The 14,386-nt window shown below is 35.0% G+C and carries 15 protein-coding genes; 13 read left to right on the top strand and 2 right to left on the bottom strand.

Going from position 1 to position 14,386, the window contains the following annotated elements:
- Nucleotides 1-7: 7 nt before the first annotated feature.
- Nucleotides 8-628: a YcnI family copper-binding membrane protein gene (locus tag ACYFX0_RS14415; protein WP_000821388.1), complete on the top strand. Its 621-nt coding sequence runs from the start codon at nucleotides 8-10 to the stop codon at nucleotides 626-628.
- A 42-nt stretch (nucleotides 629-670) separates the two neighbouring features.
- Here ACYFX0_RS14415 and ACYFX0_RS14410 read toward each other — a convergent pair whose 3' ends face one another.
- Nucleotides 671-1,576 carry a DMT family transporter gene (locus ACYFX0_RS14410; RefSeq protein WP_000192819.1) on the bottom strand — a complete coding sequence of 302 codons (906 nt, stop codon included), beginning with the start codon at nucleotides 1,574-1,576 and terminating at the stop codon, nucleotides 671-673.
- Between the two features lie 97 nt (nucleotides 1,577-1,673).
- On the opposite strand from ACYFX0_RS14410, the gene ACYFX0_RS14405 reads away from it, so the two are divergent.
- The 7 genes from ACYFX0_RS14405 to ACYFX0_RS14375 all read left to right on the top strand — a co-directional run bounded on the left by ACYFX0_RS14405 (nucleotide 1,674) and on the right by ACYFX0_RS14375 (nucleotide 7,652).
- On the top strand, nucleotides 1,674-2,543 hold the full coding sequence (locus ACYFX0_RS14405; RefSeq protein WP_000156761.1) for a LysR family transcriptional regulator: 870 nt from the start codon (nucleotides 1,674-1,676) through the stop codon (nucleotides 2,541-2,543).
- 120 nt (nucleotides 2,544-2,663) lie between these two features.
- On the top strand, nucleotides 2,664-3,095 hold the full coding sequence (locus tag ACYFX0_RS14400; protein ID WP_000704085.1) for an Rrf2 family transcriptional regulator: 432 nt from the start codon (nucleotides 2,664-2,666) through the stop codon (nucleotides 3,093-3,095).
- A 71-nt stretch (nucleotides 3,096-3,166) separates the two neighbouring features.
- Complete coding sequence (locus ACYFX0_RS14395) at nucleotides 3,167-3,817, top strand: DsbA family oxidoreductase (RefSeq protein ID WP_000216666.1); 651 nt, start codon at nucleotides 3,167-3,169, stop codon at nucleotides 3,815-3,817.
- Nucleotides 3,818-3,874: 57 nt separating this feature from the next.
- On the top strand, nucleotides 3,875-4,477 hold the full coding sequence (locus ACYFX0_RS14390; protein WP_001277013.1) for a nitroreductase family protein: 603 nt from the start codon (nucleotides 3,875-3,877) through the stop codon (nucleotides 4,475-4,477).
- 126 nt (nucleotides 4,478-4,603) lie between these two features.
- Entirely contained in the window at nucleotides 4,604-4,738 is a 135-nt protein-coding gene (locus ACYFX0_RS14385) for a hypothetical protein (RefSeq protein WP_000997346.1), read from the top strand.
- A gap of 107 nt (nucleotides 4,739-4,845) precedes the next feature.
- A complete protein-coding gene (locus tag ACYFX0_RS14380) occupies nucleotides 4,846-6,456 on the top strand; it encodes an amidase family protein (protein ID WP_460270818.1) in 1,611 nt (536 codons plus the stop codon).
- A 182-nt stretch (nucleotides 6,457-6,638) separates the two neighbouring features.
- Nucleotides 6,639-7,652 carry an AI-2E family transporter gene (locus tag ACYFX0_RS14375; RefSeq protein ID WP_001006602.1) on the top strand — a complete coding sequence of 338 codons (1,014 nt, stop codon included), beginning with the start codon at nucleotides 6,639-6,641 and terminating at the stop codon, nucleotides 7,650-7,652.
- An 88-nt stretch (nucleotides 7,653-7,740) separates the two neighbouring features.
- On the opposite strand, the gene ACYFX0_RS14370 is transcribed toward ACYFX0_RS14375, so the two are convergent.
- Nucleotides 7,741-8,685, bottom strand: coding sequence for an L-lactate dehydrogenase (locus ACYFX0_RS14370; protein ID WP_000715322.1), 945 nt, complete (start codon nucleotides 8,683-8,685; stop codon nucleotides 7,741-7,743).
- A gap of 200 nt (nucleotides 8,686-8,885) precedes the next feature.
- Here ACYFX0_RS14370 and ACYFX0_RS14365 point away from each other — a divergent pair, with 200 nt between their 5' ends.
- The 5 genes from ACYFX0_RS14365 (at nucleotide 8,886) to ACYFX0_RS14345 (ending at nucleotide 14,376) form a co-directional block, all read left to right on the top strand.
- Complete coding sequence (locus ACYFX0_RS14365; protein WP_460270816.1) at nucleotides 8,886-10,322, top strand: flavin monoamine oxidase family protein; 1,437 nt, start codon at nucleotides 8,886-8,888, stop codon at nucleotides 10,320-10,322.
- A 106-nt stretch (nucleotides 10,323-10,428) separates the two neighbouring features.
- The gene (locus ACYFX0_RS14360) at nucleotides 10,429-11,352 is read left to right on the top strand and encodes a CobW family GTP-binding protein (RefSeq protein ID WP_001044926.1); all 924 of its coding nucleotides are present in this window, start codon (nucleotides 10,429-10,431) and stop codon (nucleotides 11,350-11,352) included.
- A gap of 263 nt (nucleotides 11,353-11,615) precedes the next feature.
- Nucleotides 11,616-12,833, top strand: coding sequence for a substrate-binding domain-containing protein (locus ACYFX0_RS14355; protein WP_000061996.1), 1,218 nt, complete (start codon nucleotides 11,616-11,618; stop codon nucleotides 12,831-12,833).
- Between the two features lie 90 nt (nucleotides 12,834-12,923).
- Nucleotides 12,924-13,697, top strand: coding sequence for an ABC transporter ATP-binding protein (locus tag ACYFX0_RS14350; protein WP_000149309.1), 774 nt, complete (start codon nucleotides 12,924-12,926; stop codon nucleotides 13,695-13,697).
- Nucleotides 13,675-14,376, top strand: a complete 702-nt coding sequence (locus ACYFX0_RS14345) for an ABC transporter ATP-binding protein (protein ID WP_001196715.1) — start codon at nucleotides 13,675-13,677, stop codon at nucleotides 14,374-14,376. Before ACYFX0_RS14350 ends, ACYFX0_RS14345 begins: the two co-directional genes overlap by 23 nt.
- The last annotated feature ends 10 nt before the right edge of the window (nucleotides 14,377-14,386 follow it).

Genomic DNA, 14,386 nt, shown 5'->3' with positions numbered 1-14,386 from the left:
ATAGAAAATGAAACGTATAAAAAAATTAGGAACAACAATGATCGCAACAATAATTGCAATGGGAATCTTTTCGTTACCTGTTAGTGCTCATGTGACGGTAAAGCCAGAAACTTCTGATGTTAATTCATGGGAGACTTACACAATAAAGGTACCAGTTGAAAAAAATATAGCAACAACAAAAGTCACACTAAAAATACCGTCTGGCGTTGAGTTTCAACAGTATGAGCCAGTGCCAGGGTGGAAAGTGGAAGCGCAAAAAGATAGTGCTGGAAAAGTGAAAACTGTAGTATGGGAAGCGACAGGAGAAGGGATTTTAACCGGTCAATTCCAACGATTTACTTTCGTCGCTAAAAATCCGGATAAAGAGCAAAAAATAGCTTGGGACGCATATCAACAATATAAAGATGGAGAAATTGTTGAATGGACAGGCGATGAAAAAGCTGAAAAACCACATTCACTTACTACAATTGCAAAAGGTACGTCATTAACAGGAGAACATGGTGAAGTGTCTAGTGTAGAAAAGAATGAAGGCACTAGTAATATGCAAGTAATAGCGATTGTCTTATCTATTTTGGCGATTGTATCGTCGGTTGGTGCGTGTGTTTTTGTAGTACGTCGTAAAAAGTAAGACGTAAGAAAGAGCCTACAAACAGTAGGCTCTTTCTTACGTTTATTTCAATTCAACTTGCTGCCTTATAGCAAGTGCTTTTGGTTTTATATTTACAAAACAAATGCTCACAACAATAAATAATAGCCCAATAAATAAGCTCATTGTAATGGCCTCATGTAAGAAAATTGAACTTACAATAATAGCGATTAGTGGAATGAGGAATGTATAAGCCCCAACTTTACTTGCTTCACCAGCTCCAACAAGTGTGAAGTATGCAAGCCACCCCATTGCAATAACGAAGAACGAAATAAAGAGAAGTACGCTAACAAATGGTATACTCCAAGCGATACTAGACCAGCTTTCAAACTCTGAACCAAATCCAATTAAGCAAAGCCCGCCAATAATGAGCTGAAGTGTTACCATCCAAATGGAATTAACGCGGTGCCCAGTCTTCTTAATAAATACTGTTCCAAGTGCCCAGCCAATAGCGCATCCTATCGCGAGAAGGATTCCGATAATAGAGATATGTCCAGTTAAACTACTAGAGCTAATGACACCCACGCCAATAAATCCAAGAACAAGCCCAAAAATTTTTAAGCCGTACATAGATTCTTCAAGCCAAATCCATGAGAAAACGCCGAGTAAAACAGGTTGTAGAAATACAATGGCGGAAAATAACCCAGCTGGCATATATTGAAGGCCTACAGTTTGTAATCCGTAAAATATAATGATGTTAAGTAAAGAAGAAATAACGTATAAATGCCAAGTTTCTTTTAAGTGTAACTCTTTGTATTTCGGTAATGCGAAAAGGAGTAAAATGAATCCTCCAATTAAAGTTCGAACGCCTGCAAATAAAACGGGTGGTGTATAATGCAGGGCAAACTTAGATAAAGGCCAATTGATTCCCCACATGAAAACGAGAAAGGTAAGGATTATGGCCGTCTTAGTTCGAGAAAGCTGTGTCACGGTAAGACCTCCTTGTTGTTATTCATTTCACTATGATATGATATCGACTGTAATAAATAAAATGAATCTTTTTTATGGGGAGTATAAGTGATTAGTTATGACCATTACACAACTGCAAGTATTAATAAAAACCGTTGAGTTAGGTAGTTTTACGAAGGCAGCTCGGGTGTTAAATATGACGCAGCCAGCTGTTAGTCATGCGATTTCAAGTATTGAGTCAGAGATAGGAGTTACGATTCTTATACGTGATAAACGAAAAGGATTAATTGTTACGGATGTAGGAAACAGAATTCTTGTACATATTAGAGAGATTTTGAACGGTGTAGAGAAGATTGAACAAGAAGTTGCGATGGAGAAAGGGCACGAAGTTGGGACGATTCGAATTGGGAGTTTTCCGAGCGCTTCTGCACATTTCTTACCCAAAATGATAAACCTTTTTAAGGAGAAGTATCCGAACTTAGAAGTCGTTCTTTGTGAAGGAACGATTAAAGAAGTTGAAGATTGGTTAGTATCGAGGGTTATTGATATAGGAATTGTTATTTTGCCTAATAAAGATATGGAGATTGTTCCATTAACGAAGGGGAAAATGGTTGCTATCTTAAGAGAGGATCATCCTCTCTGTAAGAAGGACGCTCTTACAATTTGTGATTTAGAGAATGAACCGATCATATTATGTAAGGGTGGATACGAACCACCCATTATTGATATGTTTAAACAAGCAAACGTACCACTTCGGGCTGAATATGTAATTTCGACAGTTACTACAGCTTTAAATATGATTCAAGAAGGATTGGGCATTGCAATATTAGCTGAATTATCTTTAACGAATTTACCAAAAAATGTGCAAACGAGAGAATTGGAACCACAAGTATGGAGAGAAATTGCTTTAGCTGTTCCTTCATTAAAGGATTCTTCAATCGCTGTGCAGCTATTTATTGAAGAATTTCAATCGCTATTTGCAGAATAAAAAGAGGTGTCTCATATATCATAATGGGACACTTTTTAATTTACTTATAAAAAATCTATGAAAAGGATTGACTTATTTTTTAGTTGTAACTATAATGATTACATCGAGGTGGTGATTACGATGAAAATTAGTAGCCGCTTTTCCATAGCTGTTCATATTTTATCTATTTTGAAAAACAATCCATCTTCACTTTGTACTTCAGACTATATGGCTGAGAGTGTCAATACAAATCCAGTAGTCATTCGTAAAATCATGTCGTACTTGAAACAAGCTGGCTTTGTTTACGTAAATCGTGGACCGGGTGGCGCGGGATTACTAAAGGATTTATATGAAATCACATTGTTAGATGTGTATCATGCAGTGAACGTAGTCGAAGAAGACAAGCTATTTCATATTCACGAGCAACCGAATCCAGATTGTCCAATTGGGGCGAATATTCAAGCGGTGTTAGAAATTATTTTAATTCAAGCACAATCCGCGATGGAAGAAGTTTTGAGAAATATTACAATGGGGCAGTTGTTTGAAACTTTGCAAGAAAAAATGAATGCTTAAATCCTATTTATATTTTTTTGTCATTAATGTAACTGATTTGATTACAACAATAAAGGTAAGGTGTAAAAGTTATGACTGTAAAAATGAAAGTATACTCAGATTTTATATGTCCGTTTTGTTTTTTAGCAAAAGGTCCATTAGATGAGGTAGCGAAAGAGAAAGATGTAGAGATTGAATGGATGCCATTTGAATTACGTCCAAGTCCATATTCAAAAATAGATCCATGGAATGAACCAGAAAAATTAGGTTCATGGGATGCTTTCATTCTTCCGACAGCGAAGAAGTTAGGAATTGATATGCGCTTGCCACGTGTTTCACCACATCCATATACACATTTAGCTTTCGAAGGATGTCAATTTGCGAAAGAACGTGGACTAGGTAATGAGTATCATCACCGCGTATTCACAGCATTTTTCCAAGAAGAGCAAAACATTGAAGATATTGATGTGTTAACAAAATTAGCGGTAGAAGTAGGACTTCCTGAGGCGGAATTTAAAGATGCTTTAGTAATTCGTAAATATAAAGAAAAGCATCAAGAAGCAATTCAACACGCATATGATGAAGCGAATATTATGGCTGTTCCAACTGTCATGATTGGAGATGAAGTCATTCAAGGGCTTGCTAGTAAAGAAACACTAGAAAGGGTCATTGATAAAGAAATTGAAAAGGATAAAACAAATTCATTTGAAGGTATGCAATGTAATACCGATGGATATTGCTAATTCGCTTGTTATGAAATAACAAAATAAATTATAAAACAAACATTTGGAGGAATTAAAATGTCAGCAACTACAACAAACTTAAAAGAAGCAATTGTGAATCGCCGTTCAATTCGTAAAGTAGCAAAAAACGATGCAATTACGAAAGAAAGAATTGAAGAAGTGTTAAAAACAGCTTTACACGCACCAACATCTTTCAATATGCAAAGTGGTCGTATGGTTGTATTAATGGATGGAGAGCATGAAAAGTTTTGGGATATTGTTAAAGAAACACTAAGAGCTCGCGTACCAGCAGAAAACTTTGAAGCGACTGTAGAAAGACTAAAAGGCTTCCATGCAGGTGTAGGAACAGTTCTATTCTTTGAAGATCAAGCAACTGTACAAAAAATGCAAGAAAATGCGCCATTATATAAAGATCAGTTCCCATTCTGGTCTCATCAAGGAAATGCGATGTTACAACATACTGTGTGGATGCTATTATCTGCTGAAGGAATTGGAGCGTCATTACAACATTACAACCCAATCGTAGATGCTGAAGTGAAAGAAACTTGGAACATTCCAGCAGAGTGGAGCTTAGTAGGTCAAATGCCATTTGGTGAACCAAACGAACAACCAGCAGAAAGAACGTTCTTGCCTACTGAAGATGTAGTGAAATTTTATTAAGAAATACAATATGTAACGAGAAGGAAGCTGTGCTTAAAAACAGCTTCCTTTTTTGTAGTGGTGTTAATTTATGTGCATTTAGGGAAGAAATATAAGAAATAATCCGGTGAGAAGGGAATTAGAAAAATGAATGATGAGAAAAAATATACAGTGGTAGGTACTGATGTTGAGGAAGTAAAGCGTTTAAATAAAAATTCAGGGTTAACGTATAATCAAGTGAAAGAAATGTTAGCAAAGCAAATGCAAAAAAGAAGTAATTAGATTGAAATCTTTCATTTTTTCATTTAGCATTTTGATTGGAGAGAGTTAAGTAAAAGGTAACTCTCTTTTTCGTGTAACGAAGCACCTTATAGAGTGGAGGAAGCAACATGAAGAAATGGGTAAAGGTAACGCTGTCTATCGCTGGAGGCATTGTCTTATTAGCGTGTGTCGGCGGATATTACGTGTATAAAAATTATTTTCCAAAGGAACCTGAGCGTATTGTATATGATAAAGAAAGAGTGCTACAACCGATACATAATCAGCTTAAAGGAATCAATATAGAAAATGTAAAAATAAAAGAAAAAGAAGTCGTAAATGCGACTGTAGATGAGCTTCAAAAAATGATTGATGATGGAAAGTTGTCATATGAAGAATTAACGAGCATTTATCTCTTTAGAATACAAAAACATGATCAAAATGGAATAACATTAAATTCTGTTACAGAGATAAATCCTAATGCGATGGAAGAAGCAAGAAAGTTAGATCAAGAGCGGGGTAGAAACAAAAATTCGAATTTATATGGTATTCCTGTCGTTGTAAAAGATAATGTACAGACGGAAAAAGTGATGCCGACTAGTGCAGGAACTTATGTATTAAAAGATTGGATTGCAGATCAAGACGCAACAATTGTGAAGCAGTTGAAAGAAGAAGGAGCATTTGTTTTAGGAAAAGCGAATATGTCTGAGTGGGCGAACTATTTATCTTTTACAATGCCAAGTGGGTATAGCGGGAAGAAAGGACAAAATTTAAACCCGTACGGTCCGATTACATTCGATACTTCAGGATCAAGTTCAGGATCTGCTACAGTAGTTGCGGCAGATTTTGCGCCGCTTGCAATTGGAACAGAAACGACGGGATCGATTGTTGCACCAGCGGCGCAGCAATCAGTAGTTGGGTTACGTCCATCTTTAGGTATGGTAAGTAGAACAGGAATTATTCCATTAGCTGAAACTCTTGATACAGCAGGACCTATGGCAAGAACAGTAAAAGATGCAGCAACGTTATTTAATGCAATGATAGGTTATGACGAAAAAGATGTTATGACAGAAAAAATGAAAGATAAAGAAAGAATTGATTATACAAAGGATTTATCAATAGATGGATTAAAAGGGAAAAAGATAGGGCTTCTTTTTTCTGTAGACCAACAAGATGAAAATAGAAAAACAGTAGCAGAAAAAATTAGAAAAGACCTTCAAGATGCAGGTGCAATATTAGCTGATAATATCCAGTTAAGTGCTGAGGGTGTAGATAATTTGCAAACATTAGAATATGAGTTCAAGCATAATGTAAACGACTATTTTTCACAGCAAAAAAATATACCGGTAAAATCGTTAGAAGAGATTATAGCGTTTAATAAAAAGGATAGTAAAAGACGAATAAAATACGGACAAACATTAATTGAGGGGTCTGAAAAATCTGCTATAACGAAAGAAGAGTTCGAAAACGTAGTACAAACGAGTCAAGCAAATGCAAAAAAAGAGCTAGATAGGTATTTAGTAGAAAAAGGTTTGGATGCTCTAGTTATGATTAATAACGATGAAGTTCTTCTATCAGCTGTAGCTGGTTATCCGGAATTAGCGGTTCCTGCTGGATATGATAAAAATGGAGAACCAATCGGTGTAGTGTTTGTAGGGAAACAGTTTGGTGAAAGAGAGCTTTTCAATATGGGATATGCGTATGAACAGCAGTCTAAAAATAGAAAATCACCTAGTTTATAAAAAGATTATATGAAAAATAACTGAAGTCCACCGAAATATGTTGGTGGATTCCAGTTAAACGAATCTAACAATATGAAAAGAAAAAAAGGATTCTTCTCAATTAGTAAGAAAGATTGTCTATAGGAGTTCATAAAATGTAATAGATTCAATTTCCATCCATTGGAGGGGGAGGTTAATTCTTAATGAATGAAGTAAAGAGTTTTTTTCGAAGTAGAGGGTTTCAACGGTTTCTCGTTTTAATAATAGTAGCGCTTGTATTATATGCATTAAAAAGTATGATCAATTTAATATTAATTACGTTTATACTGACGTTTTTAATGGATCGATTTCAACGTTTTATTTCAAGGAAATTGAAAGTAAACCGGAAAATTGTTATTGCATGTTTGTATATAATACTAGTTTCCTTTATAGGCACAACGTTATATAAATATTTACCTGTGCTGACGATACAAATTTCACAATTAATTTATCAATTTAAACTATTTTTTCAAAATCCACCTGATAATGAAATCGTTAAATATGTACTTTCGACAATTAATGGGATGGAAGTATCAAAATATATAGAACAAGGTGTAGATGTTATATATCAATCAATAGCAAATATAGGGAAGGTAAGTTTACAAATATTATTATCTCTAATTTTAAGCTTATTTTTCTTATTAGAAAAAGAGCGTATTATTACATTTACATCTAAGTTTAAAGATAGTAAGTTAAAAATCTTTTATGAGGAAATTGCATATTTTGGTGAAAGATTTGCAAGATCGTTCGGAAAAGTAATTGAAGCTCAGTTTTTAATTGCCGTTGTAAATTGTATTCTTACTGTCATTGCATTAATTGTTTTAGGATTTCCACAGCTACTTGTATTAGCTGTTATGGTTTTCTTACTAGGGTTGATTCCTGTTGCAGGTGTGATTATTTCTTTGTTTCCACTTTGTATCATTGCTTACAACGTAGGCGGAGTTATGTACGTAGTATACATACTCGTGTTCATAACAGTAATCCACGCTCTTGAAAGTTATTTTTTAAATCCGAAGTTTATGTCTGCAAAAACAAATTTACCAATCTTTTATACATTTATGATTCTCATCTTCTCAGAGCATTTCCTCGGAATATGGGGGCTTATTATCGGGATACCAATCTTTATCTTTTTATTAGATGTACTTGATATAAATAATGAGGATGCGACTAAAAAATAAGAAATGATAGAAAATCATTAAAAGGTCATAGGGGATAATTAAGATAAAAAAGCAATCCAAAATAAATTGGATTGCTTTTTTATCTTAATTAAAGAACCGGAGCCATTGTTTCTTTTAATACTTGAACAGAGTGATCGAATTTTAATTCTTCTTCTTCACTTAATTCAACCTCTAAAATTTCACGAACACCGCCGCGATTTAAAACAGCAGGCACCCCGATATAAACATCTTTTTGACCATATTGACCTTCTAAGTAAGCTGATACAGTTAATACACTATTTTCGTCGTTTAAAATTGCTTTTGTAACACGTAGAAGTGACATACCGATACCATAATAAGTTGCGCCTTTACGCTCAATAATATGGTAAGCTGCATCACGGACGTTTATGAAAATTTTGTCTAAATCTTCTTGATTATACGTGTTGTCTTTTTCAAGCAGTGTTTGTAGTTTTTGGATACCAACGGAAACATGACTCCAAACAGGAAGTTCAGTATCGCCGTGTTCTCCGATAATATAAGCGTGAATGTTGTGTGGACCAATATCGAAGTACTCACCTAACATATAGCGGAAACGAGCAGAATCAAGCGTTGTACCAGAACCGATTACACGTTCTTTCGGTAAACCAGATTCTTTCCAAGTTACGTAAGTTAAAATATCTACAGGGTTTGTTGCGATTAAGAAGATGCCATCAAATCCGCTATCCATAATACTGCGAACGATTTGTTTAAAGATTTTAGCGTTTTTCTCAACTAAATCTAAACGTGTTTCGCCTGGTTTTTGTGGTAATCCAGCTGTAATAACTACAAGGTCAGCATCTTTACAATCTTCGTAGCTGCCTTTCCATACTCTAGTTGGAGCTGGTGCGAATGGAACAGCATGACTTAAATCCATTGCTTCTCCTTCAGCTTTTGCCTCATTTACATCGACTAAAACAAATTCTTCAGCTACGGCTTGGTTAATCATGCAGTAAGCATAACTACATCCAACTGCTCCTGTTCCTACTAATACAACACGGTTAATACCTTTTTTCATTTCAAAATTCCTCGCAATTTCATTGGTTTTGTTATGTAAGATAATACGTCTTACTTCTATAGAATCATATCTAGTTTATTACATTTTATAAAAGATATTCAAGTATTTGAAAATGTATCCGTGTAATTCCTTGCCCAAAACATAGGAATGAAGGTAACTGAATATAATTCAGTAAAATCCTTTGTAAAAGGGGAAATGGCATGGGGAACCCATTAACAATGGAAGAAATGCTTCATATTATTCATGCAGGGCTTGTTAAAAAGAATAACCCAAAACGGATTACGATTGCCGGTGCAGGGATTTCTGGATTAGTTGCAGGTTCTTTATTAAAAGAGGCTGGGCACGAAGTAACGATTATAGAAGCAAATAACAGAATAGGTGGCAGGGTGTATACGATTCGGGAACCATTTAGTGTGGGTTTATATTTTAATGCGGGACCGATGAGAATCCCTGATACCCATAAGTTAACCTTAGCGTATATTTATAAATTTAAACTACCTTTAAACCTTTTTATAAATAAAACTTTTGCAGATATCATTTACACGAATAACATTCAAACGAGATTGAATGTGTTTGAAAATGATCCAAGTGTACTTGAATATCCGGTTTTGGATAAAGAAAGAGGAAAAACGGCAGAAGAGTTAATGATTGAGGTATTAGAACCAATACTAAATTATATTAAGAAGGAACCTGATAAAAACTGGCTTATTGTTGAAAAAAAGTATAAAACGTATTCGCTTGGTTCATTTTTAATGGAGTATTATTCAGATGTTGCAATAGATATAATCGGGGTACTTCTTGATATGGAAGCTTATATGGGAATGTCCTTAATTGAAGTATTACGTGAAATGATCTTCTTTACTTCAACAACGAAATATTATGAAATAACTGGTGGAATGGATAAGTTATCGAATGCATTCTTACCACAATTAAGAGAGCATATTTTAATGCCGTATAAGGTTGATAAAATCATACAAGAAGATAATAAAGTAATGTTACAAGGAAACCATGAGCAAACGTTAGAGCAATTTACAATAACAAGTGATTTTGCTATTATTACAATTCCGTTTTCAGCGTTAAGATTTGTAGAAGTTCAGCCATACTATTTATTCTCTTATTTTAAAAGAAGAGCAATTCGTGAATTAAATTATATTGCTGCAACTAAAATTGCAATAGAGTTTAAAAGTAGATTTTGGGAGAAAGCGGGACAGTGTGGTGGGAAATCTATTACTGATTTACCGATACGGTTTACATACTATCCGAGTTATGGCATTCATACTCCAGGACCAGCTGTTGTGTTGGCTAGTTATACGTGGGCAGATGAGGCGTTAACATGGGATAGTCTCCCCCAGAGAGAGCGTATTCGTTACGCATTAAAAAATTTAGCGGAAATATACGGTGACATCGTCTATAGTGAGTTTGTCACTGGAACATCTTTTAGCTGGAGTAAAAATCCGTATTCTTGCGGTGCATTTACAGCTTTTGAACCAGGCCAAGAGCTCGAGTTATTTCCGTATATTACACCACCATCTGGAAAAGTACACTTTGCAGGAGAGCATACGACATTAACACATGGATGGATGCAAGGAGCAATTGAGTCTGGAGTTAGAGTTGCATATGAAGTAAATGAGCAGTGAATCTCTTATATTTACAAATGGTCATTCTTTTAATAAAATGATAAATATAAATCGTAATTATTACGCTTTGAATACATTTGAAATAAAGAAATGGATGGTCGGTTGAATGAATAAAGTGGAGATTCATATATTAGGTGGTTTTTTAGGTAGTGGAAAATCAACATTATTACAAAATTTATTGTTAGCAGAGAAAAAGAAGAATAGAAAAGTTGCAGTATTAATGAATGAAATTGGTGAATACTCGGTAGATACAGATATTATTGGAAAAGAGAATGTTTTAAGAGAACTTCTTAAAGGCTGTATTTGTTGTACGTTAAAAGAAGAGCTTGAAATACAATTACATTCGTTATACCAACAAGAAAGACCAGATGTCATTTATATAGAAACGACAGGTGTTGCGCATCCAATTGAAGTGTTAGACGCGTGTGTCTCGCCAATTTTAGCTCCTTTCCTGGAAGTGAAATCAATTGTAGTCGTTTTAGATGCAGTAAGGTGGTTAAACAAAAGTATATTAAGTGCAAATGTACAACAGCTATTGCATGAGCAACTGAAATTTGGTAGTCACATTCTTGTTAATAAAGCAGATTTACTAACAGATGAAGATAAGAACATAGTACTTGAAGAAGTAAAGACAATAAATGATCATGCGAAAATGTATGAGACAAAGTATTGTAATATATCTTTAAAAGATATAGAAGAAGCAGAATTTCCAAATGATGAGGAACATGAGACACTACACGTTAAACAGCATTTACATATACAAACGATGACGTATCAATTTACGAAACCGATTGATCAAGACAAATTATATGAATGGCTTTCGAATTTACCAGATAGTATTTATCGAGTGAAAGGCTTTGTGAAATTCCATGGAGATAAATACCCTCACCTATTCCAATATTCGTTCGGAGTACCGACTTTACTGGAACAAGATTTCGGTTTCCCAACAAACTTAGTAGTAATTGGAGAAGGAATAGATAAGAAACGATTGGCTGAAGGGTTAGAGAAAGTAGAACTTAACTCTAATTAAGGTGAAAAGACTAACTTAAAAAATAAGTTAGTCTTTTTGTATGGCCATTACTAAAATGAAACAGTATTTTCAATTGGATTGCAGAATATATATTGATTGTATGTCCGTTTCCATTACATAGGAAGGTGATTATATATTTGTGCCGAATGTAGAGGGTACTACAAGAGTTTTCCATTATCTATCGTATTAGTTAGTCATGATTACGGACAGGGGATTTTGGCGTGTTTGATTCTATCAGAAAGTAAAGTATGGGGAGGATCACAATGTCGATGAAAAAACGTAAGTGGCTAAAGACAATGTTTACTGGTTGTGTTTTAGGTTCGTTATTAATAACGGCAGCTTGTTCAGGAAAGAAAACAAGTACAGAAGATGAAAAAACGATTAAGGTAGGAGTCCTTGCTTCTTTAACAGGACCGCTAGAATCGTATGGAAAACAAACAGTGAACGGATTTGAATTAGGGTTAGACTATGCAACTGGTGGGACTGGGAAAGTAGATGGGAAAAAGATTAAGTTTGTTGTAGAAGATACAGAAACGAAAGCGGATGTAGCAGTGAAGAAAGCTACGAAGTTATTAGAAGAAGAGAAAGTTGATTTTTTAGTTGGATCGTCTAGTTCAAGTGATACGTTAGCGGTTTTACCACTGGCAGAAGAATATGAAAAGATTATGGTTGTAGAACCGGCAGTTGCGGATAGTATTACCGGGAAGAACTGGAATAAATATATTTTTAGAACTGGAAGAAGTTCCTCACAAGATGCGATTGCAGGAGCAGCAGCAATTGCGAAAAAAGATGTAAAGATTGCGACATTTGCCCCAGATAACGCTTTTGGTCGTGAAGGGATTGCTGCATTTAAAGCGGGTGCGAAAAAATTAGGTGCGAACATTGTGAATGAGCAATACGCGGATACAAATTCAACAGATTTTACAGCGAATATTCAAAATATCATTAGTTCAAAACCAGATTATTTATTTATCGTTTGGGCAGGGGCAAATTCACCTTGGAAACAGTTGAAAGATATGAATGTGGAAGCGCAAGGTATTAAAATTTCTACAGGTGCGCCAGATATACCAGCATTAAAAACAATGGATGCATTAGTAGGTATGCAAGGTTTTTCTGTATATTATCACACACTTCCAAAAAATAAAGTGAATGATTGGCTAGTTGAAGAGCATAAAAAACGTTTTAATGGTGCAGTGCCAGATTTGTTTACAGCGGGAGGAATGTCAGCAGCAATTTCTATTGTAGAAGCCTTAAAGAAAACAAAAGGTGATACAGATGTAGATACCTTGATTAAGAAAATGGAAGGAATGGAATTTGATACACCAAAAGGAAAGATGAAGTTTAGAGAGAAGGATCACCAAGCGATGCAGACACTGTATTCTATCACATTGAAAAAGCAAGACGGTGTTGATTATCCGGTGCCAGTGTTAGAGCGAGAATTAACGATGAAAGAAACAGAACCACCAGTTCAAAATAAATAGACTGAATTTTCTGTTGTTTTTGTATAAAGAGGGGGGACCCTCTTTATACATATTTCTTTCATACTCACGGCTTTAAAGGGAGGGGATTTCGTGACACATTTGTTAGAGACGAAAAATCTTAGCGTATCTTTTGGTGAAGATCATGTTATTAAAGATGTAAATTTAACTGTCCAAAAAGGAAAACTCATTTCTATTATCGGGCCAAATGGTGCGGGGAAGACAACATTATTTAATTTACTAAGTGGACAGATTTCACCCACAACAGGTGAAGTGTATTTTAAAGGGCAAGATATTACAAAACTATCGATTTCAGATCGAACACGCTTAGGAATCGGTCGCTCTTTTCAGCTTACAAACATATTCCCAGAATTAACGGTACTTGAAAATGTCCGTTTAAGTGTTCAATCATTCGTACAAGATTACTATAGCTTTTTCCCGAATCCAGCAAAATTAAAGCAACAAGTTGGAGAGGCGAGACGTTTCTTAAAAACAGTATTACTTCACGAGAAAGAGAACGTATTAGCGAAAGATTTGGCACATGGAGAGAAAAGAAAGCTAGAACTTGCGATGTTATTAGCTTTAAAAACGGATGTGTTATTACTTGATGAGCCGACGGCAGGTATTTCGGTTGAGGAAGTCCCTGCTATATTACAAGTGATTGAAAATATTAAGAAACATCCAGAGAGCACAATTGTACTTATCGAACACAAAATGGATATGATACTAGGTTTGTCAGATCATCTTATCGTTTTATTTCATGGAGAGTTATTGGCTGAAGGATTGCCAGAAGAAATTATGAAAGATGAGCGTGTACAAAGTGCTTATTTAGGGGGATTATATAGTGGCACTATTACAAGTGAATAATATAGAAACGTATTTAGATCAGTTTCATATTTTGCAAGGAGTATCTCTTACTGTTGAGAAAGGGACGATTACTGTACTGTTTGGTAGAAACGGGGCAGGGAAAACAACGACATTACGTTCAGTTATGGGGTTTCACCGGATTACAGATGGTCAAATTTATTATGATAGTGCAAAAGTAAGTGGATTACCTACACATTTAATTTCAAGGAAAGGAATAGGGTATGTACCAGAAAATCAAGGTATTTTTCATGATTTGACAGTAGAAGAAACATTCGCTCTTGCTAGGGGAAAAGGTGAAGAAGTAGAAGGGAAAATAGAGTGGATGCTGGAACTATTTCCGGATTTAAAGCAGTTTTGGAATAAGAAAAGTGGGCTCTTGAGCGGAGGGCAAAAGCAAATGTTGGCTATTTCAAGAGCGTTTATTAATAGTGATGGATTATTACTTATTGATGAACCGAGCAAAGGGCTATCCCCGATAATGGTGGAGAAATTAATGGTAGCTATTTTGAAGATGAAAGAGAAAACAACAGTTTTACTTGTTGAGCAAAATTTTATGATGGCTAGTCAAATTGGCGATTATTTTTACATTATGGATAACGGACGAATTGTTCATAACGGTTTTATGAATGAATTAAAAAAGGATAAGGAAATGTGTCATAAATATTTAGGAATCTCTTAACATGAATCCG

Source organism: Bacillus sp. NEAU-Y102, assembly GCF_054788175.1.
This window is presented reverse-complemented; position numbering and strand designations above follow the sequence as displayed.

What these genes read in the sequence shown, in the direction of transcription:
- ACYFX0_RS14400 (WP_000704085.1), top strand. Translation starts at nt 2,664, where the DNA reads ATGAAAATTAGTAGCCGCTTTTCCATAGCTGTTCATATTTTATCTATT.
- ACYFX0_RS14355 (WP_000061996.1), top strand. Translation starts at nt 11,616, where the DNA reads ATGTCGATGAAAAAACGTAAGTGGCTAAAGACAATGTTTACTGGTTGT.
- ACYFX0_RS14360 (WP_001044926.1), top strand. Translation starts at nt 10,429, where the DNA reads ATGAATAAAGTGGAGATTCATATATTAGGTGGTTTTTTAGGTAGTGGA.
- ACYFX0_RS14385 (WP_000997346.1), top strand. Translation starts at nt 4,604, where the DNA reads ATGAATGATGAGAAAAAATATACAGTGGTAGGTACTGATGTTGAGGAA.
- ACYFX0_RS14380 (WP_460270818.1), top strand. Translation starts at nt 4,846, where the DNA reads ATGAAGAAATGGGTAAAGGTAACGCTGTCTATCGCTGGAGGCATTGTC.
- ACYFX0_RS14370 (WP_000715322.1), bottom strand. Translation starts at nt 8,685, where the DNA reads ATGAAAAAAGGTATTAACCGTGTTGTATTAGTAGGAACAGGAGCAGTT.
- ACYFX0_RS14395 (WP_000216666.1), top strand. Translation starts at nt 3,167, where the DNA reads ATGACTGTAAAAATGAAAGTATACTCAGATTTTATATGTCCGTTTTGT.
- ACYFX0_RS14405 (WP_000156761.1), top strand. Translation starts at nt 1,674, where the DNA reads ATGACCATTACACAACTGCAAGTATTAATAAAAACCGTTGAGTTAGGT.
- ACYFX0_RS14390 (WP_001277013.1), top strand. Translation starts at nt 3,875, where the DNA reads ATGTCAGCAACTACAACAAACTTAAAAGAAGCAATTGTGAATCGCCGT.
- ACYFX0_RS14365 (WP_460270816.1), top strand. Translation starts at nt 8,886, where the DNA reads ATGGGGAACCCATTAACAATGGAAGAAATGCTTCATATTATTCATGCA.
- ACYFX0_RS14415 (WP_000821388.1), top strand. Translation starts at nt 8, where the DNA reads ATGAAACGTATAAAAAAATTAGGAACAACAATGATCGCAACAATAATT.
- ACYFX0_RS14375 (WP_001006602.1), top strand. Translation starts at nt 6,639, where the DNA reads ATGAATGAAGTAAAGAGTTTTTTTCGAAGTAGAGGGTTTCAACGGTTT.